This window comes from Streptomyces sp. CA-181903, from assembly GCF_050937075.1.
Classification (GTDB): domain Bacteria; phylum Actinomycetota; class Actinomycetes; order Streptomycetales; family Streptomycetaceae; genus Streptomyces.
The window spans coordinates 2,949,958-2,973,156 of sequence record NZ_JBNJLY010000001.1; the positions used below are offsets into that span (position 1 = coordinate 2,949,958).

The window sequence follows — 23,199 nt, forward strand, 5'->3', positions numbered from 1 at the left end:
GATCACCCGCACGGTGAACGCACGGGGTGCCCGGAAGGTGCCCGACGGGGGTAACCGAGATGCGGAATGTTGCCTTCCGGCCGGTTGTACGTGCCGATGTGACGCTCCCGCCGCGAAACCCCCGAACCCCCGCGACACCGTGGCGCCCACCCACCAGACTTTCGGATCATGGAACCGACATCCCTCACCACCGAGCGCCTGCTCCTGCGCCCCTTCACCCCGGACGACGTCCCGGCCGTGCACGCCGCCTGCCAGGACCCCGCGATCCCGCGCTACACCCCGGTGCCCTCCCCGTACACGCTCGAGGACGCCCGGCTCTTCGTCGAGGAGCGCTGCCCGGCGGGCTGGCGTGACGACACCGCGTACACGTTCGGGGTCTTCACCCGCGACGACGGCCGGCTCGTCGGCTCGATGTCCCTGATACAGCTCAGACTCGCCGCCCCCGAACGGCAGGCCGAGATCGGCTACTGGACCGCCAAGGAGCGGCGCGGCCGCGGCTACACCGTCGAGGCGGCCCGCGAACTCGTCCGATGGGCGTTCCGGGACCTCGGCGCGGAACGGCTGGAGTGGATCGCGGAGGCCGGGAACGAGGGCTCCCGGGCGGTCGCGTCGAAGGTCGGGTTCCGGATGGACGGCACGGTCCGCGCCCTGATCCCGCACAACGGGACGCGCCGCGACGCCTGGACGGGCACGCTGCTCCCCTCGGACCTGGGCCTGCCGTCCGCGACGCCCTACCTGCCCTACCCCCACCGGGAACGCCCCGCCGAGGGCTGACCGAGGGGCGTTGTCAGTGCCACGTCCTAGGGTGATCGCATGACAACCGCCGCCACCGCGAAGGGCCGTAGGGCCGACATCAGCCTCTCCGCCGACGAGGCGCGCCGCATCGCGCTGCGCGCCCAGGGCCTGCTCGGCGCGCCGGACCGGCGGGCCGGGGTGCGCGGGGTGCTGCGGCGGCTGGGCGCCGTCCAGTTGGACACCATCTCGGTGCTGGCCCGTTCGCACGAGCTGGTCCCCTACGCACGGCTGGGCGCCGTGGGGCGGGACGCGGTGGAGTCCGCCTACTGGACGCCGCGGCCGGCCGGCGGCGCGGCGGAGCCGCCGCACGGCTTCGAGTACTGGTCGCACGCCGCGTGCGTGCTGCCCATCGAGGAGTGGCCCCTCTTCGCGTTCCGGCGGCGAGCGCTCCGGAAGCGCGGCTACCGCTGGCACATCATGGCGGACGCGGAGCGCTCCTGCGCCGCCGTACGCGACCGCCTGCTGGCCGACGGACCGCTCACCGCGACCGAGTTGGGCGGCGCCAAGAAGGGCGGCCCCTGGTGGGACTGGTCCGAGACGAAGATCGCCGTCGAGTGGCTGCTCGACACCGGGGAGGTGGTCTGCACCGAACGGCGCGGCTGGAAGCGGGTGTACGACCTGGCGGAACGCGCGGTGCCGGCCGGCTTCTTCCACGACGGCCTGGACGACGCGGCATGCATACGGCGGCTGGTCGCCCAGGCCGGAGCGGCCATGGGGGTGGCCACCCGGGCGGACCTGGCGGACTACCACCGGCTGAAGGGGGAGCAGGTGGACGCGGCGCTGGAGGGCTCCGGCCTGGTCCCGGTGGACGTGGCCGGGTGGCCCGCGCCCGCCTGGGCGGATCCGGCGGCGCTGGACGCGGAGTCGACGGGCCGGGGGCAGCGGCACCGTACGACCCTGCTGTCCCCTTTCGACTCGCTGATCTGGGACCGGCCGCGCACCGAGCGGATCTTCGGCTTCACGCACCGCCTGGAGGCGTACGTCCCCAAGGCCAAGCGCGTGCACGGCTACTTCGCGATGCCCCTGCTGGCGGGCGGCCGCCTGATGGGCCGGGTGGACCCGGCCCGCGAGGGACGGACGCTGGTGGCCCGCCAGGTCTCACTCGCCGGCACCGGAGCGGTGGCACCGATGGCCCGGGCGCTGCGCGAGGCGGCCGAGTGGGTCGGCTGCGACGACGTACGCGTGGAGCGCTGCGACGACGCACGACTGAGGGAGGCGCTGCGGACCGCACTCACAGCCTGACCGGCCACGGGATCAGCGGATCTCCAGGATCTTCTCCCGCATCGCGTACACCACCGCCTCCATCCTGGAGTGCAACTGCAACTTCTCCAGGATGTTGCGCACATGATTCTTGACCGTGTTCTCGCTGATGAACAACTCCTTGGCGATGTCACGGTTGTTCATGCCGGTGGCCACCAGCTTGAGCACTTCCAGCTCGCGGTCGGTCAGCCGGGGCGCGGGCACCAGCCGGCGCTCGTCGGTGCGCTGGATCATGGACTTGAACTCGGTGAGGAGCTTGGACGCCATGGAGGGGCTGATCTGCGACTGGCCGTCGGCGACCGCCCGGATCGCGGTGGCCACCTCGTCGGTGGAGATCTCCTTGAGCAGGTAGCCGGTGGCGCCCGCCTTGATCGCGTCGTAGAGGTCGGCTTCCTCGTCGCTGATCGTCAGCATGATGATCTTGGCGCTGGGGGCCACCTCCTTGATGGAGGTGCACGCCTCGATCCCGCCGCGCCGCGGCATCCGCACGTCCATCAGCACGATGTCCGGCAGCAGGTCGGCCGCCTTGTCCACGGCCTCGGCCCCATCGCCCGCCTCGCCCACGACGAGGATGTCCTCCTCGTGCGCCAGCACGATCTCCAGCCCGCGGCGGAAGAGCGCGTGGTCGTCCACGACCAGGACCCGGATCGGCTCGCTCCGCGGGGCCGCGCCCGCGACCGGGTCCGTGCGGGCGCCCTCGACGTCGTCCTCGCCGGCGCCGGTCACGGATCCGAACCTGTCCGCCATTGTTCCTCCCCCTGAAGGCCATGGCCCCTCGCGGTTGCACGGTGCACACCCCAACCGGTCCCGCCGGACCAGCCGTTGCCGCCCGCCCATGATTCCATGCCGGGCCGCACCGCGCTGCCGCCGCGGCCGGGCGCGGGACGCACGACGGAGCCCCGGAAGCCCTCCCGGGCTCCGGGGCGCCGCCTCGGATGGATCCGCGGCCCGGCGGCCGGCGTGGCGTGTCGCGATCAGACGCTCCCGGCGCCGCGCCGCGGCCCGGCGTCAGCCGCCGAGCGCTCCGCCCGCGCCGCCGGGCTCCGCCTCGGCGAAGGGGTCGGCGTTGAGGTGGATGACGCCGTAGTCGTAGGCGTGCCGCCGGTAGACGACACTGGGCAGCTTGGTGTCGGAGTCGACGAACAGGTAGAAGTCGTGGCCGACCAACTCCATTTCGTAGAGCGCCTGGTCGAGCGTCATCGGAGCGGCGGTGTGGGTCTTCTCGCGGACCACGACGGGGCCCTCGCCCCGGATCTCCAGCGGCCCGATACGGGTCACCGGCACCTCGTCCGCGGTCTCCGTGGCCAGTTGGCCGCTGTCGTCGAGGCGCGCGGCGCCGTCGACGGCCACTCCGACCTCGCTCGCCGGGATGCGTCCGTTGCCCCGGCGGTCGAGTCGCTTGTCGTGCTGCTTGCGCAGCCGCGCTTCCAGCTTGGCCGTGGCCAGGTCCAGCGCGGCGTAGGGATCCGTCGCGGCGGCCTCCGCCCGGATCACCGGTCCGCGACCGCGCAGGGTGATCTCGACACGGTCCGAACGGTCCGCCTGCCTGGGGTTGGGCTCCTTGGACACCTCCACGTCGAGGCTGATCACCTTGCCGTCGAGCTTCTGGATCTTGTCGACCTTCAGCTTCTCGGCCACGTGCTTGCGAAAGCGCTCGGGCACCTCTGTCTTGCGGCCCTTGACGACGATGTCCACGCAGAACTCCGTTCCCGGATCGCCCCGCCGAAGGTGCGGAGCGCATCCCTCTTGCATCAGGCCCCGGAGTTGACCGGAGCCACCGACACGGCGGTTCCACCTCCTCCTCCCCCGGCGGCAAGACCTGCGTCCCACCCGGTTCCAGCTTCTTCGAAGGCGTGCAAAACGCGCCATTCGGAGATATGAGTCATAGCTTTCGCCATTCCTCACAACCGAACATATCTCGCGGGGAGGCCCGTCGGTACCCCTTACCCCGCCGTACCTCCATTCAGGTGTTCTCCACCCGTTTCCATGTGGAACGACGGGGCTTACCCGCGAGTTCCGCTTCTCGGCCCGGCGCGCCTCCGCGCCTGGTTGACGTCTGTCCCCCACCGACGCCCCTCATTCCACCGAAAGCACCTTCGCCCCCACGAATCCCGGCCACCGTCACCGCCGGGCCGCGAGTCCCCCCGATCTCCCGGTGCTCCCCGGGCTCCCCCGCCCGGCCTCCCGCGGCGGCACCGCGACCACCGCCGCGCCCGCCACCCGGCCGCCCGCCGCGCCCACCGCCCGCGCCGCCTCGGCCAGCGACGCCCCCGTCGTCATCAGGTCGTCGACCAGTACCACCACCGCACCCCCGTCCCACAGCCGCGCCGCCCCCGCCGGCACGGCCAGCGCGCCGGCCACATTGGCCCGCCGCCCCCGCCCGTCCAACCCCACCTGGTCGGCCACCGCCCGGCACTGCCGCAGCACGGGCGCCGCCCGGGCCTCGGTGCCGGACCGCCGCAGCACCCCGGCCGCCGCCACCGACAGCCGACGCACCGGATCGTGCCCGCGCCGCGCCACGGCACGCCGCGCGGAAGGCACCGGGACGAGCAGCAGAGGCCCGCCCAGGGCCCGCGCGCCCCGGCGCGCGCCACCCGTACCGGCCCGGAACACCGCGCCCGCCAGCGCGCCGCCCAGGGCCTCCGTCAGCGCCAGCGCTCCCCGTTCCTTGTGGGCGAGCAGCACCGATCGCACCGCGTCCGCGTACCAGGCCGCGGCGTACACCGGCGGCAGCCCGGCCGGCACCGGATCCGGCCACGCCCGCCGCGCCGACCGCGCGAACAGCTCCTCCCGGCACTCCCCGCACAAGACGCGGCGGGCGACCCCGCATCCCGCACAGCCGGCCGGGAGCACCAGCCCGGCGATCTCCTGCCACCACCCCCGCACGGTCCCCACTCTCCCGCCGGGAGACCGGCCCCGCCACCCCTGTGGACAACTCCGGCCATGGGCACGACACCCTGTGGACAGCCATGGCAACCCCGCCCGTCGCCCCCTCGCAACCCCACCCGACGCGCCCCGGCAGCCCCGCCAACCCCCGGTCGAAAGCCCCACCCGACGCGACCGGCCGAACCCACCCACCCCGACCGGGCCGCCCTGACCCGCCGGCCCGGACCGGCCGTCCCCGTCTCACCCCACCCCGGACGCCCGCCCGGCGAAAGCCCTACCCGGGATAAACCGGCGCCGCCCCGTCCTTCGCCACCGGCTTCCAGTTGGTGTCCGGCAAAAGCCGCACGATGTCCCCGTCCCGCTCCGCGAGCAGCGCCGTCGCCCGCCCCTGCTCCTCCGGAGCCGCGACCCCGCCGACACCGGTGATGCCCGGCAGCGCCGAGACGCCGGACAGCGAACCGTCCGTCTCGATGAACTCCACCTGCTGCAGCCCGCCCTGTTCGTTCCCCGCGACCAGCAGCCGGCTCCCGCCGGCCCAGGAGACGGCGTCCACACGCACGAAGTTCGGCGCCACCGACCGCAGGTCACGCACCGACAACCCCGGCCGCCCCCCGACGCCCTGCCGTTCCACCCGGCCCAACCACAGCCCGGAACGGTCCCCCTTAGTCACCACCAGGGCGATCCGCACTCCGTCCGCCGCTATCCGGACCCCGGTGATCCGGCCACTGCCGAGCCCCGTCACCGGCACCTCCTCCGGTGCCCCCTTGCCTCCGGGCAGCCGCAGCAGCCGCGGGTGTTCGGGATCCTGGTCCGCGACCCACAGATCGCCCAGGCCATCCCAACTGGGCGTGGTCAGCCCGGCCTTGGCACCACCGCGCGACGTCAACCGGGCCTCCCCCGGCTGCGCCCCCGACTCCAGGCCCGCGACGAACAGCGACTGGCCGTTCGCGCTCACGACGGCGGCCGTCCGCTCGCTCCGGTCCACCGCCACCGACCCCAGGCGCGGCCCGTCCGCCCCGAACGGCCCGGCCACCCGCCGCGCCTCGTCCTCGCCGTCCGTCAGCTCGACCACCCGGCGCCGGTTGTCGAGGAAGTACTGCCGCTCCATCCGCCCCGCGGTCTGGTCCAGCCCGAACTCCGGGGCGCGGCCCCGCTTCAGCGAGCACAGCGTCTCGTCGCCGCTCTGCAGCGTCACGGTCTCCACCCGCGCCGACTCCTGTGCCGTGTAGAAGAGCTGAGCCGCCATCCGCCGGCACTGCCGCTCCCCGACCCCGGCCGCCTTGCCGTCGAGGCGCACCTTGAGGTTGTTCGAGTCGTCCAGGGACAGCCGCTCGTCCGTCAGCCGCGTCTTCGGCGGGAACGCCGTCGCCGCGACCGGGTCCAGCCACGTCGTCGGCCCGTCGAGCAGCGCCTTGACGGCGGAGGTCACCGTGTCTATCCGCTTGCGCAGGTACACCGGGTCGGCGACGAGCACGTCCTGCCCCTTGCCGGCCGTCCCCGGTCCCAGCTCGGCGAAGTAGTACTTGTTGACCGACCGGTAGATGCGCTGGAAGTCCGGCACGCCGACCACCAGGCCGGTGGGCGGCGCGTCGATGCGCCACTCCCCGTCCTCATACGTCAGGTGCACCGACTGCTCGTACGTCCGAGCGTCGGGCTTGTACGCGTGCTTGTCGTCCACCCGCGCGACCTGCTTGCCGGTCAGCTTGACCCGCGGCGAAGGACCCGCGCCCGGGTCCCGGTCCCGGCTCTCCGGCACGAGCTGCACCTGCGGCATCTCCGCGAGCACCGTCGTCGAGGCGGCCGGGTCCCACTTCCGCTTGACGGCCTTCGCCAGGTACATCCGCGCCGTCGCGTAGTCCGGGTCGTCACTGGTCGTGGCCTCCAGGAAGCCCTTCACCAGTTCCGCCGGCTGCTCGCCCTTGCGCGGCGGCACCCCGTACACCCGCACCTGCGAGTCCGCGTCCGCGCGCTGCGAGGAGTCCACGGCGTGCACCTCGCCGCTGTCCGGCATCGAAGCGCAGCCGGCCAGCAGCAGCCCGGCCACGGCCGCCACCGCCGGCAGTCCCGCACGCCACCGGTCGTTCCGCCTGCTCACGGCCGCCTCCGCTCTTGAACGCCCTGAACGCCCTGAACACCTGGGGAGCCTTGGGCACCTTGGACGCCGCCCATCGAACCGTCCGCCCCCGTTCCGCCCGGCCGCGCCACCACCCGCGCCCCGCTGCCCGGCAGCGCGGTCGGATCCACCGCCGGCGTCTGCCGCGTCTGCGGCGGTACGGACGTCCCGCGGCCGGCCGCCGCCAGCGGCACCCCGGCCTCGTTCACCCCGCGGTTGCGCCGCGAGTCCGCGGGCTCCAACGGAATCGGCGAACCGCGCAGCGGCTCACCCGCCGTACAGGGCAGCGTCAGCCGGAACTGCGAACCGCCGCCCGGCTCGCCCCACGCCTGGAGCCAGCCGCCGTGCAGCCGCGCGTCCTCCACCGCGATGGACAGCCCGAGACCCGTCCCGCCGGTCGTCCGGGCCCGCGCCGGATCGGCACGCCAGAACCGGTTGAACACCCGGGTGGCCTCGCCCGGCTTGAGCCCGACGCCGTAGTCCCGGACGGCCACCGCGACCGCCCCGCCGGCCATCGCCAGCCGCACCACCACGTCCCGTCCCTCGCCGTGCTCCACGGCGTTGACGACGAGGTTCCGCAGCACGCGCTCCACCCGCCGGGCGTCCGCCTCCGCGATCACCGGCCGCTCACCGCCCTCGACGAGCAGCCGGGTGCCCTTCCGCTCGGCCAGCGGCAGCGCGCCCTCGATGACGCGGTTGACGACGTCCCGCAGATCGATCGGCTCGGCCTCCAGGGCCGCGGCGCCCGCGTCGAACCGGCTGATCTCCAGCAGGTCCGCGAGCAGCGACTCGAACCGGTCCAGCTGCCCGAAGAGGAGCTCCGCCGAGCGCGCCGTGACCGGGTCGAAGGTGTCCCGGGCCTCGTGGATCACCTCGGCCGCCATCCGCACGGTCGTCAGCGGCGTCCGCAGCTCGTGCGACACATCGGAGACGAACCGTCTCTGCATCCGCGAGAGCTCCTCCAGCTGCTGGATCTTCACCTGGAGGGTCTGCGCCATCTTGTTGAACGACTCGCCCAACCGCGCGATGTCGTCCTCGCCCGTGACCTTCATCCGTTCCTGGAGCACCCCGGCCGCCAGCCGCTCGGAGATGCTGGCCGCCATCCGCACGGGAGTGACGATCTGCCGCACCACCAGCCACGCGATGGCCCCCAGCAGCACCACCAGGAACACCCCGGCGGTCGCCAGCGTCCCCTTCACCAGGCTCAGCGACTTCTCCTCCTGAGTGAACGGGAAGAGGTAGTACAGCTGGTACGGCTTGCCGCTGATGTCGTAGAGGCGCTTGCCGACGACGAGCGCGGGCTCCCCCTCGTCGGAACCACTGCGCCGGATCGACGTGGGCTCCTCGAAGGCCCCCTGTTTCTCCAGCCGCTTGCGCAGGTCCTGCGGCACACTGCGCTCGGGGTCGATGTCCCCGGAGGCCCGCGGCCCGCGCGTCCCCACGTGCGCCCCGTCGGAACCGCCGTCACTCAGCGCGACGACGTAGTAGACGCCCTGGCCGCCACTGGCGAGCTGCTGGACGAGCCCGGTGAGCCAGGCACCCGGGTCGGGCGTCCTGCCGCCCGTCTGCGACGCGTCCTGGGCCCGCCCGTCCGCACCGGTCGCCCCAGCGTCGGCGGCGTCCCTGGCGGCCTTGAAGCCGCCCTCGGCCTGGCTCTGCGCCGCGTTCCGCTTGGCCTCCAGCAGCCCGTTGCGCACCTGGCCGATCACCACAATGCCCAGCAGCAGCACCACGCCCAGGGACATCAGCAGTGTGGTGGCAACCACACGCAACTGGATGTTCCGCAGCCACAACCGCATCACCGGCAGCAGCGGCCGGCGCACCCAGCGCGCGTAGAGGCGCAGCACCGGGTGGACGGGCGCCGTCGCCGCCCCGTCGGGGAGCAGCCGGCCGGCGCGCCACAGCCGCCGGAAGAGGGATACCCCGCCCGCCACCTCGGCGGGCCGCCCCGCACCCCGCTCCGGAGCGGCACCGCCGTCCGTCATGTCAGCTCGGCCCGGCCTTGTAGCCGACGCCGCGCACAGTCACCACGATCTCCGGGCGCTCGGGGTCCTTCTCGACCTTCGAGCGCAGCCGCTGCACGTGCACGTTGACCAGCCGAGTGTCGGCCGCGTGCCGGTACCCCCACACCTGCTCCAGCAGCACCTCGCGCGTGAACACCTGCCACGGCTTCCTGGCCAGCGCCACCAGCAGGTCGAACTCCAGCGGAGTCAGGGCGATCGCCTGCCCGTCCCGCTTCACGGAGTGCCCCGCCACGTCGATGACGAGATCGCCGATGGTCAGCTGCTCGGGAGCCGGCTCCTCCGATCTCCGCAGCCGGGCTCTGATCCGGGCAACCAGCTCCTTGGGTTTGAACGGCTTGACGATGTAGTCGTCCGCCCCGGACTCCAGACCGACCACCACGTCGACGGTGTCGCTCTTCGCCGTCAGCATCACGATCGGCACACCGGACTCGGCACGGATCAGCCGGCACACCTCGATACCGTCCCGGCCGGGCAGCATCAGATCAAGCAAAACAAGATCGGGTTTGGCCTCGCGAAAAGCGGCGAGTGCCTTGTCACCGTCGGCCACGAACGACGGCTCGAAACCCTCACCACGAAGCACAATTCCGAGCATCTCGGCCAGTGCGGTGTCGTCGTCGACGACAAGGACGCGTCCCTTCATATCGACATCATCCCATTACCCGATCGTGACCTGTCACACAGCTCCGCCAGACCGGCCTTCGTCACGGGGGAAACAACCCCGTATTCCGTGACAATCGCGGTCGTCAACTCGGGAGGTGTGATGTCGAACGCAGGGTTGTACGCCTGCGCTCCCAGCGGCGCCAGCGGCACTCCGGCCCCCGTTCCCACACCCGCCGCCTGCGTCGGAACAGGGATTTCGGTGACCTCGTGGCCGGGCCGCTGCTCCACTTCGATATCCGCGCCGCCTTCCGTGCCGAGGTCCACCGTCGTGCTCGGCGCCACCACGACGAACGGGATGTGGTGATAGCGGGCCAGCACGGCGAGCGGATAGCTGCCCACCTTGTTGGCCACCGAACCGTCCGCCGCGATCCGGTCCGCGCCCACGAGGACGGCGTCCACCTCCCCGGCGGCGAACAGCGAGCCGGCGGCACTGTCCGTGAGCACCGTGTACGCCATCCCGGCGCGCGCCGCCTCGTACGCGGTCAGCCGCGCGCCCTGGAACAGCGGACGCGTCTCGTCCACCCAGAGCCGCCGCAGCCGCCCCGCGCCGTGCAGGGCCCCGGCGACGGCGAACGCCGTGCCCTGGCCGCCGGAGACCAGGGCCCCGGTGTTGCAGTGGGTCAGGATGCGGTAGCCGCCGCCCGGCAGCAGTTCCTCGAGCAGGGCGACGCCGTGCTCGGCCATCCGGGTACTGGCCTCCGCGTCCTCCCGGTGCACCGCCCGCGCCTCCGCGAGCGCGGCCGCCGCGGCGGCCCGCCCGTCGCCCCCGGCCTTCCGGACCGCGGCGCGATGGGCGTCCCGCACCCGGGCGACGCCGTAGGCGAGGTTGACCGCGGTGGGACGGGCCCGGGCCAGCATCTCGGCGGCCTCCTCCACATCGAACCCGCGCACCGCCGCCAGCGCCACACCGTACGCACCGGCCACACCCAGCAGCGGGGCCCCGCGGACGGCGAGCGTCTGCACGGCGTCGACGAGGGCCGGCACATCCGTACAGACCAGTTCCACTTCCTCGGCGGGCAGGCGCCGCTGGTCGAGGAGGACGATCACGGGCCCTTCCGGTGGTTCCTCCCAGCGGAGGGGCGAGGCGGCGGAAAGAGCAGCGGCATCCGAAGGTCGCGCGTACTGATCGGCCATTTACCCAGTCTGCCCCGTCCCGGGGCGACTATTGAAGGTCCCCCCGCTTCTCTCCCCCTTATGAGGCCAGGGGGCGCCGACGGGAGTCCCGAACCGGTCACCGCACGCCCCTCACCCGCCCCCGTCAGGCTTCCGTCAGGGCCCCTCCGGCCGCTCTGCGGGCCCCGGGGAGCCCCCGGGCCCCCGTGACACGATGTCCGGGTACGGCTCGGACGCCGCACCGGCACGCGGGCCCAGAAGGAGCGACACACCATGAACGACTCTCCGGGCCGGAACTCGCCCGGACCCCATCCACCCGGCCCTCCCGGCCCTCCGCCGCCCCCGGCGTGGCAGAACGGCCCCGGGTGGGGCCACCACCCGTGGGCACCTCCGCCGAGGGCCCCACAGCCCGGCGTCATCCCGCTGCGCCCCCTCGGCCTGGGCGAGATCCTCCAGGGTTCGTTCTCGACCCTGTCGCGGTACTGGCGGACGGTGCTGCCGGTCTCCTTCGGCATCGCCCTGGTCACCCAGGCCGCGACGACGGTGGCCAACGGTCTGTGGCTCAAGGACGGTCAGGCCCTGGACGACCTGCGGGACGACGCCACGTCCCAACAGGTGCTGGACACCATGAAGGACAGCCTCGGCGCGCTGGGCATCACCATGATCGCCGGGCTCGTCGGCTCGATCCTCGCCTCGTCCATCCTGACGGTCGTGGTCAGCCGGGCCGTTCTCGGACGGCCCGTCAGCACGGCGGAGGCGTGGCGCGACGCGCGTCCCCAACTGGCCCGCATGGCAGGGCTGCTGTGCCTGATCCCGCTGTTGCTCCTCGGCGTCTTCGCCCTCGGCACTGCTCCGGGCCTGCTTCTTTTCGCGGTCGGAGCGGATTCCGCCGGCGTCGCGCTCGCGCTGTTCGGCTCGCTGGCCGGGCTGGCCGCCATGGTGTGGCTGTGGGTGCGCTACTCCCTCGCGGCGCCGGCGCTGATGCTGGAAAAGCAGGGTGTGACGGAATCTCTGCGCCGGAGTGCGAAGCTGGTCCGGGGGGTCTGGTGGCGGATTCTCGGAGTGCAGGTCGTCGCCCTGCTGGTCATATCCGCGATCACCATGGTCGTACAGGTTCCGGTCAGCGTCATTCAATTGATCACTATTGGCGGTCTTGATTCCGGCGCATCCGTCACCTGGCCTTCCTTGATCATTAGCGGTGTGGGCGCCGTCATCAGCTCCACGGTCGCCCTGCCGTTTATGGCCGGCGTGACGGCCCTGATCTATATGGACCAGCGGATTCGTCGAGAATCGCTGGACGTGGAACTCATCCGCGCCACGAACTCCGGTTGATCCACTTCTCTCCCACGGCAAACTCGCTACCCGGGGGCGCGAAAGCGCCCTCGGGGCGGGCCCGTCCTGCCGTACAGGTGCGTAAACGCAAGTAAGCCCTGGCAGGGAGCGATGCTCCCCACCAGGGCTTACTTGTAATTTTAGTTCGGCGGCGTCCTACTCTCCCACACGGTCCCCCATGCAGTACCATCGGCGCTGAAAGGCTTAGCTTCCGGGTTCGGAATGTAACCGGGCGTTTCCCTAACGCTATGACCACCGAAACACTATGAAACAATTTCAACAACCGGCACTTTGGTTGTTCGTGGTTTCAGAACCAACACAGTGGACGCGAGCAACTGAGGACAAGCCCTCGGCCTATTAGTACCAGTCAGCTCCAACCGTTACCGGTCTTCCACACCTGGCCTATCAACCCAGTCGTCTACTGGGAGCCTTACCCCATCAAGTGGGTGGGAGTCCTCATCTCGAAGCAGGCTTCCCGCTTAGATGCTTTCAGCGGTTATCCCTCCCGAACGTAGCCAACCAGCCATGCCCTTGGCAGAACAACTGGCACACCAGAGGTTCGTCCGTCCCGGTCCTCTCGTACTAGGGACAGCCCTTCTCAAGACTCCTACGCGCACAGCGGATAGGGACCGAACTGTCTCACGACGTTCTAAACCCAGCTCGCGTACCGCTTTAATGGGCGAACAGCCCAACCCTTGGGACCGACTCCAGCCCCAGGATGCGACGAGCCGACATCGAGGTGCCAAACCATCCCGTCGATATGGACTCTTGGGGAAGATCAGCCTGTTATCCCCGGGGTACCTTTTATCCGTTGAGCGACGGCGCTTCCACAAGCCACCGCCGGATCACTAGTCCCGACTTTCGTCCCTGCTCGACCCGTCGGTCTCACAGTCAAGCTCCCTTGTGCACTTACACTCAACACCTGATTGCCAACCAGGCTGAGGGAACCTTTGGGCGCCTCCGTTACCCTTTAGGAGGCAACCGCCCCAGTTAAACTACCCACCAGACACTGTCCCTGATCCGGATCACGGACCCAGGTTAGACATCCAGCACGACCAGAGTGGTATTTCAACGACGACTCCACACACACTGGCGTGCATGCTTCACAGTCTCCCACCTATCCTACACAAGCCGAACCGAACACCAATATCAAGCTATAGTAAAGGTCCCGGGGTCTTTCCGTCCTGCTGCGCGAAACGAGCATCTTTACTCGTAGTGCAATTTCACCGGGCCTATGGTTGAGACAGTCGAGAAGTCGTTACGCCATTCGTGCAGGTCGGAACTTACCCGACAAGGAATTTCGCTACCTTAGGATGGTTATAGTTACCACCGCCGTTTACTGGCGCTTAAGTTCTCAGCTTCGCCCCACCGAAATGGAGCTAACCGGTCCCCTTAACGTTCCAGCACCGGGCAGGCGTCAGTCCGTATACATCGCCTTACGGCTTCGCACGGACCTGTGTTTTTAGTAAACAGTCGCTTCTCGCTGGTCTCTGCGGCCACACCCAGCTCAAGGAGTAAATCCCATCACCGGACATGGCCCCCTTCTCCCGAAGTTACGGGGGCATTTTGCCGAGTTCCTTAACCATAGTTCACCCGAACGCCTCGGTATTCTCTACCTGACCACCTGAGTCGGTTTAGGGTACGGGCCGCCATGAAACTCGCTAGAGGCTTTTCTCGACAGCATAGGATCATCCACTTCACCACAATCGGCTCGGCATCAGGTCTCAGCCTTAACGTGTGACGGATTTGCCTACCACACGGCCTACACCCTTACCCGGGACAACCACCGCCCGGGCTGGACTACCTTCCTGCGTCACCCCATCGCTTACCTACTACAAGTCTGGGTCGTCGGCTCCACCACTTTCCATCACCCGAAGGATCCGGAACGGCTTCACGGACTTAGCATCGCCTGATTCGATATTGGGCGTTTCAAAGCGGGTACCGGAATATCAACCGGTTGTCCATCGACTACGCCTGTCGGCCTCGCCTTAGGTCCCGACTTACCCTGGGCAGATCAGCTTGACCCAGGAACCCTTAGTCAATCGGCGCACACGTTTCCCACGTGTGTATCGCTACTCATGCCTGCATTCTCACTCGTGAACCGTCCACAACTCGCTTCCGCGGCTGCTTCACCCGGCACACGACGCTCCCCTACCCATCACAGTCCCCGTTGGGGGTATGTACTGCAATGACACGACTTCGGCGGTACGCTTGAGCCCCGCTACATTGTCGGCGCGGAATCACTTGACCAGTGAGCTATTACGCACTCTTTCAAGGGTGGCTGCTTCTAAGCCAACCTCCTGGTTGTCTCTGCGACTCCACATCCTTTCCCACTTAGCGTACGCTTAGGGGCCTTAGTCGATGCTCTGGGCTGTTTCCCTCTCGACCATGGAGCTTATCCCCCACAGTCTCACTGCCGCGCTCTCACTTACCGGCATTCGGAGTTTGGCTAAGGTCAGTAACCCGGTAGGGCCCATCGCCTATCCAGTGCTCTACCTCCGGCAAGAAACACACGACGCTGCACCTAAATGCATTTCGGGGAGAACCAGCTATCACGGAGTTTGATTGGCCTTTCACCCCTAACCACAGGTCATCCCCCAGGTTTTCAACCCTGGTGGGTTCGGTCCTCCACGAAGTCTTACCTCCGCTTCAACCTGCCCATGGCTAGATCACTCCGCTTCGGGTCTTGGGCGCGCTACTCTGGTCGCCCTATTCGGACTCGCTTTCGCTACGGCTTCCCCACACGGGTTAACCTCGCAACACACCGCAAACTCGCAGGCTCATTCTTCAAAAGGCACGCAGTCACGACACAAGAAGCAAGCTCCTTGTGCGACGCTCCCACGGCTTGTAGGCACACGGTTTCAGGTACTATTTCACTCCGCTCCCGCGGTACTTTTCACCATTCCCTCACGGTACTATCCGCTATCGGTCACCAGGGAATATTTAGGCTTAGCGGGTGGTCCCGCCAGATTCACACGGGATTTCTCGGGCCCCGTGCTACTTGGGTGTCTCTCAAACGAGCCGCAATGATTTCAGCTACGGGGGTCTTACCCTCTACGCCGGACCTTTCGCATGTCCTTCGCCTATCACTACGGTTTCTGACTCGTCTCACAGCCGGCAGACTATGAAAGAGAGATCCCACAACCCCCACGACGCAACCCCTGCCGGGTATCACACGTCGAAGGTTTGGCCTCATCCGGTTTCGCTCGCCACTACTCCCGGAATCACGGTTGTTTTCTCTTCCTGCGGGTACTGAGATGTTTCACTTCCCCGCGTTCCCTCCACACTGCCTATGTGTTCAGCAGCGGGTGACAGCCCATGACGACTGCCGGGTTTCCCCATTCGGACACCCCCGGATCACAGCTCGGTTGACAGCTCCCCGGGGCCTATCGCGGCCTCCCACGTCCTTCATCGGTTCCTGGTGCCAAGGCATCCACCGTGCGCCCTTAAAAACTTGGCCACAGATGCTCGCGTCCACTGTGCAGTTCTCAAACAACGACCAGCCACCCGTCACACACCAGACAAGCTGGCGCTTCACCGGGGCCGGACCGAAGATACAGACCGTAGCCCGTACCCTCAGACACCCAACAGCGTGCCCGACCCAGTCACATCAGATCCTGTGTTCCACGCCGAAGCAGTACTAACAAGTCCCTTGCAACTGTGCCGAATAGTCAACGTTCCACCCATGAGCAACCGTGCAGAACGTTTGTCTGCAGTCGGCTATGTGCTCCTTAGAAAGGAGGTGATCCAGCCGCACCTTCCGGTACGGCTACCTTGTTACGACTTCGTCCCAATCGCCAGTCCCACCTTCGACGGCTCCCTCCACAAGGGTTGGGCCACCGGCTTCGGGTGTTACCGACTTTCGTGACGTGACGGGCGGTGTGTACAAGGCCCGGGAACGTATTCACCGCAGCAATGCTGATCTGCGATTACTAGCAACTCCAACTTCATGGGGTCGAGTTGCAGACCCCAATCCGAACTGAGACCGGCTTTTTGAGATTCGCTCCACCTCACGGTATCGCAGCTCATTGTACCGGCCATTGTAGCACGTGTGCAGCCCAAGACATAAGGGGCATGATGACTTGACGTCGTCCCCACCTTCCTCCGAGTTGACCCCGGCAGTCTCCTGTGAGTCCCCATCACCCCGAAAGGCATGCTGGCAACACAGAACAAGGGTTGCGCTCGTTGCGGGACTTAACCCAACATCTCACGACACGAGCTGACGACAGCCATGCACCACCTGTACACCGACCACAAGGGGGGCACTATCTCTAGCGCTTTCCGGTGTATGTCAAGCCTTGGTAAGGTTCTTCGCGTTGCGTCGAATTAAGCCACATGCTCCGCTGCTTGTGCGGGCCCCCGTCAATTCCTTTGAGTTTTAGCCTTGCGGCCGTACTCCCCAGGCGGGGAACTTAATGCGTTAGCTGCGGCACGGACGACGTGGAATGTCGCCCACACCTAGTTCCCAACGTTTACGGCGTGGACTACCAGGGTATCTAATCCTGTTCGCTCCCCACGCTTTCGCTCCTCAGCGTCAGTATCGGCCCAGAGATCCGCCTTCGCCACCGGTGTTCCTCCTGATATCTGCGCATTTCACCGCTACACCAGGAATTCCGATCTCCCCTACCGAACTCTAGCCTGCCCGTATCGAATGCAGACCCGGGGTTAAGCCCCGGGCTTTCACATCCGACGCGACAAGCCGCCTACGAGCTCTTTACGCCCAATAATTCCGGACAACGCTTGCGCCCTACGTATTACCGCGGCTGCTGGCACGTAGTTAGCCGGCGCTTCTTCTGCAGGTACCGTCACTTTCGCTTCTTCCCTGCTGAAAGAGGTTTACAACCCGAAGGCCGTCATCCCTCACGCGGCGTCGCTGCATCAGGCTTTCGCCCATTGTGCAATATTCCCCACTGCTGCCTCCCGTAGGAGTCTGGGCCGTGTCTCAGTCCCAGTGTGGCCGGTCGCCCTCTCAGGCCGGCTACCCGTCGTCGCCTTGGTAGGCCATCACCCCACCAACAAGCTGATAGGCCGCGGGCTCATCCTGCACCGCCGGAGCTTTCCACCACCGAGCATGCGCTCAGTAGTCGTATCCGGTATTAGACCCCGTTTCCAGGGCTTGTCCCAGAGTGCAGGGCAGATTGCCCACGTGTTACTCACCCGTTCGCCACTAATCCCCTCCCGAAGGAGGTTCATCGTTCGACTTGCATGTGTTAAGCACGCCGCCAGCGTTCGTCCTGAGCCAGGATCAAACTCTCCGTGAATGTTTACCCGTAATCGGGTGACACTCGCGTTGAGCGGAACGACCAGGCGGAATAGGCCCGGTCGTTCACAGCGTCCTCGCTGTGTTTTTCAAAGGAACCTCATCCAGGACCACAAGGATCCGTGGACGGGGTTGTTTTATAGTCTGGCGTTGACTTTTGGCACGCTGTTGAGTTCTCAAGGAACGGACGCTTCCTTTGTACTCACCCGAGAGACTCTCTCAGGCTTTCCTCCGGGCGCTTCCCTTCGGTGTTTCCAACCTTACCAGATCCGTTTTCCGTTCCGTTTCCGGCCCGGATTCGAAATCCGATCCCCGTTGGAGAGGGGGTTTCGCCTTCTTGCTTTCGCTTTCCGGCGATTCCGACTTTATCAGATTTTCAGCGGGCCGATTTACTCGGCCGATTCGCTTCCTTCTGAGGGAGTCGAGAGGCTTCGCGATCAATGTGAGCGGCGCTCACGACTCGAAGCGATGTAGATGCTAGCTGTTGGCGGCGACCAAGTCCAGTCGTCCCAACCGTTCGAATCTACCTCCCCCACCCACCCGTGTCAACAGGTTTGTGGGGCAGAAGGAAACCCTACCAGCCCTCCGCCTCAGTCGAACACCGACGGCGGGCTCTCCAACTCCTCCAGTTCGATGCCCGGCGCGGACAGGACGACGTCGCCGGCCAGGTGGACCGTGTGGCGCTCCCCCGTGTCGAGGGCGCTGACCTGGTACTCGTCCACTTCCAGGGTCCCGTTGTCAGTGGGGTGTGGTGTCCTGCTGACCAAGGTCCACGACTGGTCGACGGTGAGGGGGGCGAGCACGGGGGCGGTGAAGGAGACCAGGCGGACGCGGGCCGGGGGCCGCCGGGGGTGAGGCGGAGCAGCCGGGCGAGGGCCACGTGGAAGGCCGGGGAAGCCCCGGTGAAGGCGTGGGCCCGGACGTTTCCCTCCGTCGCGTGTTCGCCGGACGGGTCCGTGCGGACCCAGGTGACACCGTCGAGTGCCGCCGCCCGCACCTGCCAGTCGGCGGACCGGAGCTGAAGGCGGATGGGCCGGCCCAGCGCGTCGATCGCCAGGTCGACCGAGCCGGCCGGTGCGCCGGACGCGTGAGTGGTCGTGGAGACATAGCGCCAGCCGGACGGGCCGGTGGCGCACTGGAAGCGTTCCTCACCGAGGGGGGTGTGGTCGTGTGGATCGTGGAGCGAGTAGCGGCCGCGGGGCATGGAGGGTTCCTTGACACGAACGGGCCAGGCCCCCGCCGCGGGGGCAGGGGCCTGGCCGGCCGGCTGGTGTGCCGGCTGCTGACGCTGCTGTGGCTCTCGGCGTCGCGCATGCCACGCGGAGCGCGTGCACCGCGTGCACCGCTTGTGCCGCACGTGCCACGAAGGCGGCCGGGAGGGCCGCCGGCGCCGAGGGAGCCGTCAGTAACGGTAGTGGTCGGGCTTGTACGGGCCCTCGACCTTGACGCCGATGTACTCCGCCTGCTCCGGGCGGAGGGTCGTCAGCTTCACGCCGAGCGCGTCGAGGTGGAGCCGGGCGACCTTCTCGTCCAGGTGCTTGGGCAGCACGTAGACGTCGGTCGGGTACGACTCCGGCTTGGTGAAGAGCTCGATCTGGGCCAGGGTCTGGTCGGCGAAGGAGTTCGACATCACGAACGACGGGTGGCCGGTCGCGTTGCCCAGGTTCAGCAGGCGGCCCTCGGACAGCACGATGAGGACCTTGCCGTCGGGGAAGGTCCAGGTGTGGACCTGCGGCTTGACCTCGTCCTTGACGATGCCGGGAATCTTCGCGAGACCGGCCATGTCGATCTCGTTGTCGAAGTGGCCGATGTTCCCGACGATGGCCTGGTGCTTCATCTTGGCCATGTCGGAGGCCATGATGATGTCCTTGTTGCCGGTCGTGGTGATGAAGATGTCGGCGGTCTCCACGACGTCGTCCAGGGTGGCGACCTGGTAGCCGTCCATCGCCGCCTGCAGCGCGCAGATCGGGTCGATCTCGGTGACGATGACGCGGGCGCCCTGGCCGCGGAGCGACTCCGCACAGCCCTTGCCGACGTCGCCGTAGCCGCAGACGACCGCGACCTTGCCGCCGATCAGGACGTCGGTGGCGCGGTTGATGCCGTCGATGAGGGAGTGGCGGCAGCCGTACTTGTTGTCGAACTTCGACTTGGTCACGGCGTCGTTCACGTTGATCGCCGGGAAGAGCAGAGTGCCCGCCGACTGCATCTCGTAGAGGCGGTGGACGCCGGTGGTCGTCTCCTCGGTGACGCCGCGGATCTCCGACGCCAGCTGGGTCCACTTCTGGGGGTTCTCCCCCAGGGTGCGGTTCAGCAGGGTGAGGATCTGGGCGTACTCCTCGCTGTCCGCCGTGGACGGGTCCGGGGCCGCGCCGGCCTTCTCGAACTCGACGCCCTTGTGCACGAGCAGGGTGGCGTCACCGCCGTCGTCCAGGATCATGTTCGGGCCGCCGGTGGGGGTGTCGGACCAGGTCAGCGCCTGCTCCGTGCACCACCAGTACTCCTCCAGCGTCTCGCCCTTCCAGGCGAAGACGGGGACGCCCTGCGGGTCGTCCGGCGTACCGTTCGGGCCCACCGCGATGGCGGCGGCGGCGTGGTCCTGGGTGGAGAAGATGTTGCAGGACGCCCAGCGCACCCGCGCGCCCAGCGCCACCAGGGTCTCGATCAGCACCGCCGTCTGCACGGTCATGTGCAGCGAGCCGGTGATGCGGGCGCCGGCCAGCGGCTGCGCCTCCGCGTACTCCTTGCGGATCGCCATCAGACCGGGCATCTCGTGCTCGGCGAGGGTGATCTCCTTACGGCCGAATGCCGCCAGGGAAAGGTCCGCGACCTTGAAGTCCTGGCCGGTGGAGGTGGTGGTCATACGGGCTGCTCCTCCTGAAGGGCGAGCGAGAGTGTGGGTACGGCCGTGCGACGGACAGGTCGTCGTGCGTGCCGGTTCTCCTCGACACGCGCACGTCACACCTGGCCGCAGCGCAGTCCGTCGGAGGTCCTCTCTCCCTCGGCCGGCCCGTCGTGCGAACCGCCCGACCGCCATCAGCAGCGACGTCTGGCACCGCGTCCGAATCTACACCGGCCGGCCCCCGGATCCCCAGCCCCTCCTTGGGATCCGGGCCCGCTGACGGTGAATCGGTGACGGATCGTCGGGACCCGCGGAGGGTTCCGGGGGCGTGCGGGGTCGTGTGTGACCGGTGGGAGGTCGTCCGGTTTCGGCGCCGACCGCGCCGGGCGGGCCTCGCCTTCCCGGAGTCCGGCGCCCGCCTGTGAAGGATCCGAGCGGCTGACGTACGCCGCGACGCCGGCGACGCGGCTTCGCCATGCGGTCCTCAATCGCCGGACCGGATGAAAACCGGCCCCCGCCCGGCGCCTCGGCAACGCGGATTCGCCGCGTCGTCCTCAGACGCCGGCCGGGCCGGAAGTGGGCCCCGCGCCCCCCGGTGTCGCCGCCGGGTCCGGGCCCGCCGCTGCCGCGGCCTCGCTGTAGACGTCGGGTTCGAGGTAGATGACGCGGGCGATGGGGACGGCCGCGCGGATGCGGGTTTCGGCGGCGTCGATGGCTCGGGCCACGTCGGCGGCGGTGTCGTCGTGGCGTACGGCGATCTTGGCGGCGACGAGAAGTTCCTCGGGGCCGAGGTGGAGGGTGCGCATGTGGATGACGCCCGTCACGGTGGCGCCGTCGACGGCGGCTTCGCGGATGCGGGCGACCTGCTCGGGCCCGGCGGCCTCGCCGAGCAGCAGGGACTTGGTCTCGGCGGCCAGGACCAGGGCGATGAGGACGAGGAGGGCGCCGATGCAGAGGGTGCCGATGCCGTCCCAGACGCCGTCGCCGGTGGCGACGGTGAGGCCGACGCCGCAGAGGGCGAGGACGAGGCCGACGAGGGCGCCGAAGTCCTCCAGCAGGACGACGGGCAGTTCGGGGGCCTTGGCCGTGCGGACGAACTGCTTCCAGGACTGCCGGCCGCGCAGCTCGTTCGACTCGGCGACGGCCGTGCGGAAGGAGAAGCCCTCGGCGACGACGGCGAACAGCAGCACGCCCACCGGCCAGTACCAGTTGTCGAGCTCGTGCGGGTCCTTGATCTTCTCGTAGCCCTCGTAGAGGGCGAAGACGCCGCCGATGGTGAACAGGACAATGGCGACGAGGAAGCCGTAGACGTACCGCTCGCGGCCGTAGCCGAAGGGGTGTTCCTCGCTCGCCGCCTTCTTCGCCTTCTTACCGCCGACCAGCAGCAGCGCCTGGTTGCCGGAGTCGGCGACCGAGTGCACGCCCTCCGCGAGCATCGACGACGAGCCGCTGAACGCGAAGGCGACGAACTTCGCCACGGCGATGGCCATGTTGGCCCCCAGCGCGGCGACGATGGCCTTCGTTCCGCCTTGAGCACTCATACGTACGGGGTGTCCCTTCCGCCACGGGCCCATCGCGGATTCCGCCGCGGTGGTCTTTGCTGTTTCTTTGCCGCCCTCGGCGGGCCATTGTGTCAGCAGGGGCGGCCGGGCCGCCTTCAGACGGCGACCGTGGCGCGGAAGAGCGTGCACTCGCCCCGCAGTTCCACGCGCTCCCCCGCCGGGACGAACGCCGACTCACCCCGGGCCAGCTCCAGTTCACCGTCGTCACCGTCGAGGCGGGCGGTGCCGGCGGTGCACAGGAGGATCTGCGGAGCGGGCGCGTCCAGGCGCACGGGCAGCGCGTCGGCGGCCCGTACGCGCCGGGAGAGGCGGAACTCGTCGACGGGCGCGTCGTACACCTCCTCCTCGTCCGGCCCGGCCTCCGGCCGGAGCACCGACGGGACGGCGGGTTCGAAGCGGACGACGCGCAGCAGTTCGGGGACGTCGACGTGCTTGGGCGTCAGCCCGCACCGCAGCACGTTGTCCGAGCCGGCCATGATCTCGACGCCGAAGCCGTCCAGGTAGGCGTGCGGCACGCCGGCGCCGAGGTACAGGGCCTCGCCGGGCTGGAGGCGGACGTGGTTGAGGAGCATGGCGGCGAGGACGCCGGGGTCGCCGGGGTAGTGGCGGGCGACGAAGGCGTAGGCGGCGCAGTCGTCCCGGTACGGGCCGTCCCCGCCGGCCAGCCGCTCGGCCGCGGCAGTCGCCTGCGCGACGGTCTCGGCGATCGCCGTGCGGTCGGCGGTGAGGACGGCGGTCAGGACCTCGCGGAGCGCGTCGGACGCGGGGCGGGCGTGCAGCAGGTCGACGTACGGCTTGAGGGCGTCGACGTCGAGGGCCGCGAAGAGGTCCGCCGTCCGCACCGGTTCCCGGAAGCCGCACAGACCGTCGAAGGGCGTGAGCGCGCAGAGGAGTTCGGGCTTGTGGTGCGGGTCCTTGTAGGTGCGGTGCGGTGCGTCGAGGGGAATGCCCCGGGCCTCCTCGGCGGCGTGACCGGCCTCCGCGCGGGCGCGGTCGGGGTGCACCTGGAGGGAGAGCGGGGCGGCGGCGGCGAGCAGCTTGAGCAGGAACGGGAGCCGGGGGCCGAAGGCGCGGACGGCCGGGGCGCCGAGCTCACGCTCGGGGTCGGCGGCGATGACGTCGGTGAGCGGCCGGGGCCCGTCGCCCCGGTCGACACGGGAGGGGGCGCCGGGGTGGGCACCCATCCAGAGTTCGGCCTGGGGCTCTCCGGTGACCGGGGTGCCGAGCAGGCCGGGGATCGCGGTGGTGGAGCCCCAGGCGTAGGGGCGCACGGTGTTGGCGAGGCGGTCCATGGGAGCGGTTCCTGACTTGTACGGGCGGTTCCTGGCGGTACGGACGGGTCCGGCGCGATGCGT

13 protein-coding genes, 3 rRNA genes and 1 pseudogene are annotated in these 23,199 nt (G+C 68.8%); 3 read left to right on the forward strand and 14 right to left on the reverse strand.

Going from position 1 to position 23,199, the window contains the following annotated elements:
* The first annotated feature begins 168 nt into the window (after positions 1-168).
* Both ACQEVS_RS13175 and ACQEVS_RS13180 read left to right on the forward strand, forming a co-directional pair.
* Positions 169-774, forward strand: coding sequence for a GNAT family N-acetyltransferase (locus ACQEVS_RS13175; protein WP_433019666.1), 606 nt, complete (start codon positions 169-171; stop codon positions 772-774).
* 39 nt (positions 775-813) lie between these two features.
* The gene (locus tag ACQEVS_RS13180; protein ID WP_433019669.1) at positions 814-2,037 is read left to right on the forward strand and encodes a winged helix-turn-helix domain-containing protein; all 1,224 of its coding nucleotides are present in this window, start codon (positions 814-816) and stop codon (positions 2,035-2,037) included.
* Positions 2,038-2,049: 12 nt separating this feature from the next.
* Here the strand turns inward: ACQEVS_RS13180 and ACQEVS_RS13185 are convergent, their stop codons facing one another.
* The 7 genes from ACQEVS_RS13185 to mtnA all read right to left on the reverse strand — a co-directional run bounded on the left by ACQEVS_RS13185 (position 2,050) and on the right by mtnA (position 10,872).
* On the reverse strand, positions 2,050-2,802 hold the full coding sequence (locus ACQEVS_RS13185; protein WP_004946877.1) for a response regulator: 753 nt from the start codon (positions 2,800-2,802) through the stop codon (positions 2,050-2,052).
* A gap of 261 nt (positions 2,803-3,063) precedes the next feature.
* The gene (gene hpf / locus ACQEVS_RS13190) at positions 3,064-3,750 is read right to left on the reverse strand and encodes a ribosome hibernation-promoting factor, HPF/YfiA family (RefSeq protein ID WP_433019672.1); all 687 of its coding nucleotides are present in this window, start codon (positions 3,748-3,750) and stop codon (positions 3,064-3,066) included.
* Between the two features lie 426 nt (positions 3,751-4,176).
* Entirely contained in the window at positions 4,177-4,941 is a 765-nt protein-coding gene (locus ACQEVS_RS13195; RefSeq protein ID WP_433019675.1) for a ComF family protein, read from the reverse strand.
* A gap of 274 nt (positions 4,942-5,215) precedes the next feature.
* Positions 5,216-7,036 (reverse strand): LpqB family beta-propeller domain-containing protein, encoded by a 1,821-nt coding sequence (locus ACQEVS_RS13200; RefSeq protein WP_433019678.1) that lies wholly within the window; start codon positions 7,034-7,036, stop codon positions 5,216-5,218.
* The gene (gene mtrB, locus ACQEVS_RS13205) at positions 7,033-9,039 is read right to left on the reverse strand and encodes an MtrAB system histidine kinase MtrB (RefSeq protein ID WP_433019681.1); all 2,007 of its coding nucleotides are present in this window, start codon (positions 9,037-9,039) and stop codon (positions 7,033-7,035) included. The genes ACQEVS_RS13200 and mtrB overlap by 4 nt, the downstream gene beginning before the upstream one ends.
* A gap of 1 nt (position 9,040) precedes the next feature.
* Positions 9,041-9,718 carry a two-component system response regulator MtrA gene (mtrA, locus tag ACQEVS_RS13210; RefSeq protein ID WP_004946863.1) on the reverse strand — a complete coding sequence of 226 codons (678 nt, stop codon included), beginning with the start codon at positions 9,716-9,718 and terminating at the stop codon, positions 9,041-9,043.
* Positions 9,715-10,872, reverse strand: a complete 1,158-nt coding sequence (mtnA, locus tag ACQEVS_RS13215) for an S-methyl-5-thioribose-1-phosphate isomerase (protein WP_433019685.1) — start codon at positions 10,870-10,872, stop codon at positions 9,715-9,717. The genes mtrA and mtnA overlap by 4 nt, the downstream gene beginning before the upstream one ends.
* 252 nt (positions 10,873-11,124) lie before the next feature.
* Here mtnA and ACQEVS_RS13220 point away from each other — a divergent pair, with 252 nt between their 5' ends.
* Complete coding sequence (locus ACQEVS_RS13220; RefSeq protein WP_433019688.1) at positions 11,125-12,183, forward strand: glycerophosphoryl diester phosphodiesterase membrane domain-containing protein; 1,059 nt, start codon at positions 11,125-11,127, stop codon at positions 12,181-12,183.
* Between the two features lie 143 nt (positions 12,184-12,326).
* On the opposite strand, the gene rrf is transcribed toward ACQEVS_RS13220, so the two are convergent.
* The 7 genes and pseudogenes from rrf to manA all read right to left on the reverse strand — a co-directional run bounded on the left by rrf (position 12,327) and on the right by manA (position 23,136).
* Positions 12,327-12,443, reverse strand: a 5S ribosomal RNA gene (gene rrf, locus ACQEVS_RS13225).
* Positions 12,444-12,520: 77 nt separating this feature from the next.
* Positions 12,521-15,643: ribosomal RNA gene (locus ACQEVS_RS13230) — 23S ribosomal RNA — on the reverse strand.
* 275 nt (positions 15,644-15,918) lie between these two features.
* A 16S ribosomal RNA gene (locus ACQEVS_RS13235) occupies positions 15,919-17,444 on the reverse strand.
* The 16S, 23S and 5S rRNA genes sit together here, the layout of an rRNA operon.
* A gap of 589 nt (positions 17,445-18,033) precedes the next feature.
* A pseudogene (locus ACQEVS_RS13240) lies at positions 18,034-18,647 on the reverse strand (hypothetical protein).
* Positions 18,648-18,845: 198 nt separating this feature from the next.
* Positions 18,846-20,303 carry an adenosylhomocysteinase gene (ahcY, locus tag ACQEVS_RS13245; RefSeq protein ID WP_433019691.1) on the reverse strand — a complete coding sequence of 486 codons (1,458 nt, stop codon included), beginning with the start codon at positions 20,301-20,303 and terminating at the stop codon, positions 18,846-18,848.
* Between the two features lie 533 nt (positions 20,304-20,836).
* On the reverse strand, positions 20,837-21,823 hold the full coding sequence (locus tag ACQEVS_RS13250; RefSeq protein ID WP_433019694.1) for a cation diffusion facilitator family transporter: 987 nt from the start codon (positions 21,821-21,823) through the stop codon (positions 20,837-20,839).
* A gap of 116 nt (positions 21,824-21,939) precedes the next feature.
* Positions 21,940-23,136 (reverse strand): mannose-6-phosphate isomerase, class I, encoded by a 1,197-nt coding sequence (manA, locus tag ACQEVS_RS13255; RefSeq protein WP_433019697.1) that lies wholly within the window; start codon positions 23,134-23,136, stop codon positions 21,940-21,942.
* Positions 23,137-23,199: the final 63 nt, after the last annotated feature.

What these genes read in the sequence shown, in the direction of transcription:
- ACQEVS_RS13175 (WP_433019666.1), top strand. Translation starts at nt 169, where the DNA reads ATGGAACCGACATCCCTCACCACCGAGCGCCTGCTCCTGCGCCCCTTC.
- ACQEVS_RS13180 (WP_433019669.1), top strand. Translation starts at nt 814, where the DNA reads ATGACAACCGCCGCCACCGCGAAGGGCCGTAGGGCCGACATCAGCCTC.
- ACQEVS_RS13185 (WP_004946877.1), bottom strand. Translation starts at nt 2,802, where the DNA reads ATGGCGGACAGGTTCGGATCCGTGACCGGCGCCGGCGAGGACGACGTC.
- mtrB (WP_433019681.1), bottom strand. Translation starts at nt 9,039, where the DNA reads ATGACGGACGGCGGTGCCGCTCCGGAGCGGGGTGCGGGGCGGCCCGCC.
- mtrA (WP_004946863.1), bottom strand. Translation starts at nt 9,718, where the DNA reads ATGAAGGGACGCGTCCTTGTCGTCGACGACGACACCGCACTGGCCGAG.
- mtnA (WP_433019685.1), bottom strand. Translation starts at nt 10,872, where the DNA reads ATGGCCGATCAGTACGCGCGACCTTCGGATGCCGCTGCTCTTTCCGCC.
- ACQEVS_RS13220 (WP_433019688.1), top strand. Translation starts at nt 11,125, where the DNA reads ATGAACGACTCTCCGGGCCGGAACTCGCCCGGACCCCATCCACCCGGC.
- ahcY (WP_433019691.1), bottom strand. Translation starts at nt 20,303, where the DNA reads ATGACCACCACCTCCACCGGCCAGGACTTCAAGGTCGCGGACCTTTCC.
- ACQEVS_RS13250 (WP_433019694.1), bottom strand. Translation starts at nt 21,823, where the DNA reads ATGAGTGCTCAAGGCGGAACGAAGGCCATCGTCGCCGCGCTGGGGGCC.
- manA (WP_433019697.1), bottom strand. Translation starts at nt 23,136, where the DNA reads ATGGACCGCCTCGCCAACACCGTGCGCCCCTACGCCTGGGGCTCCACC.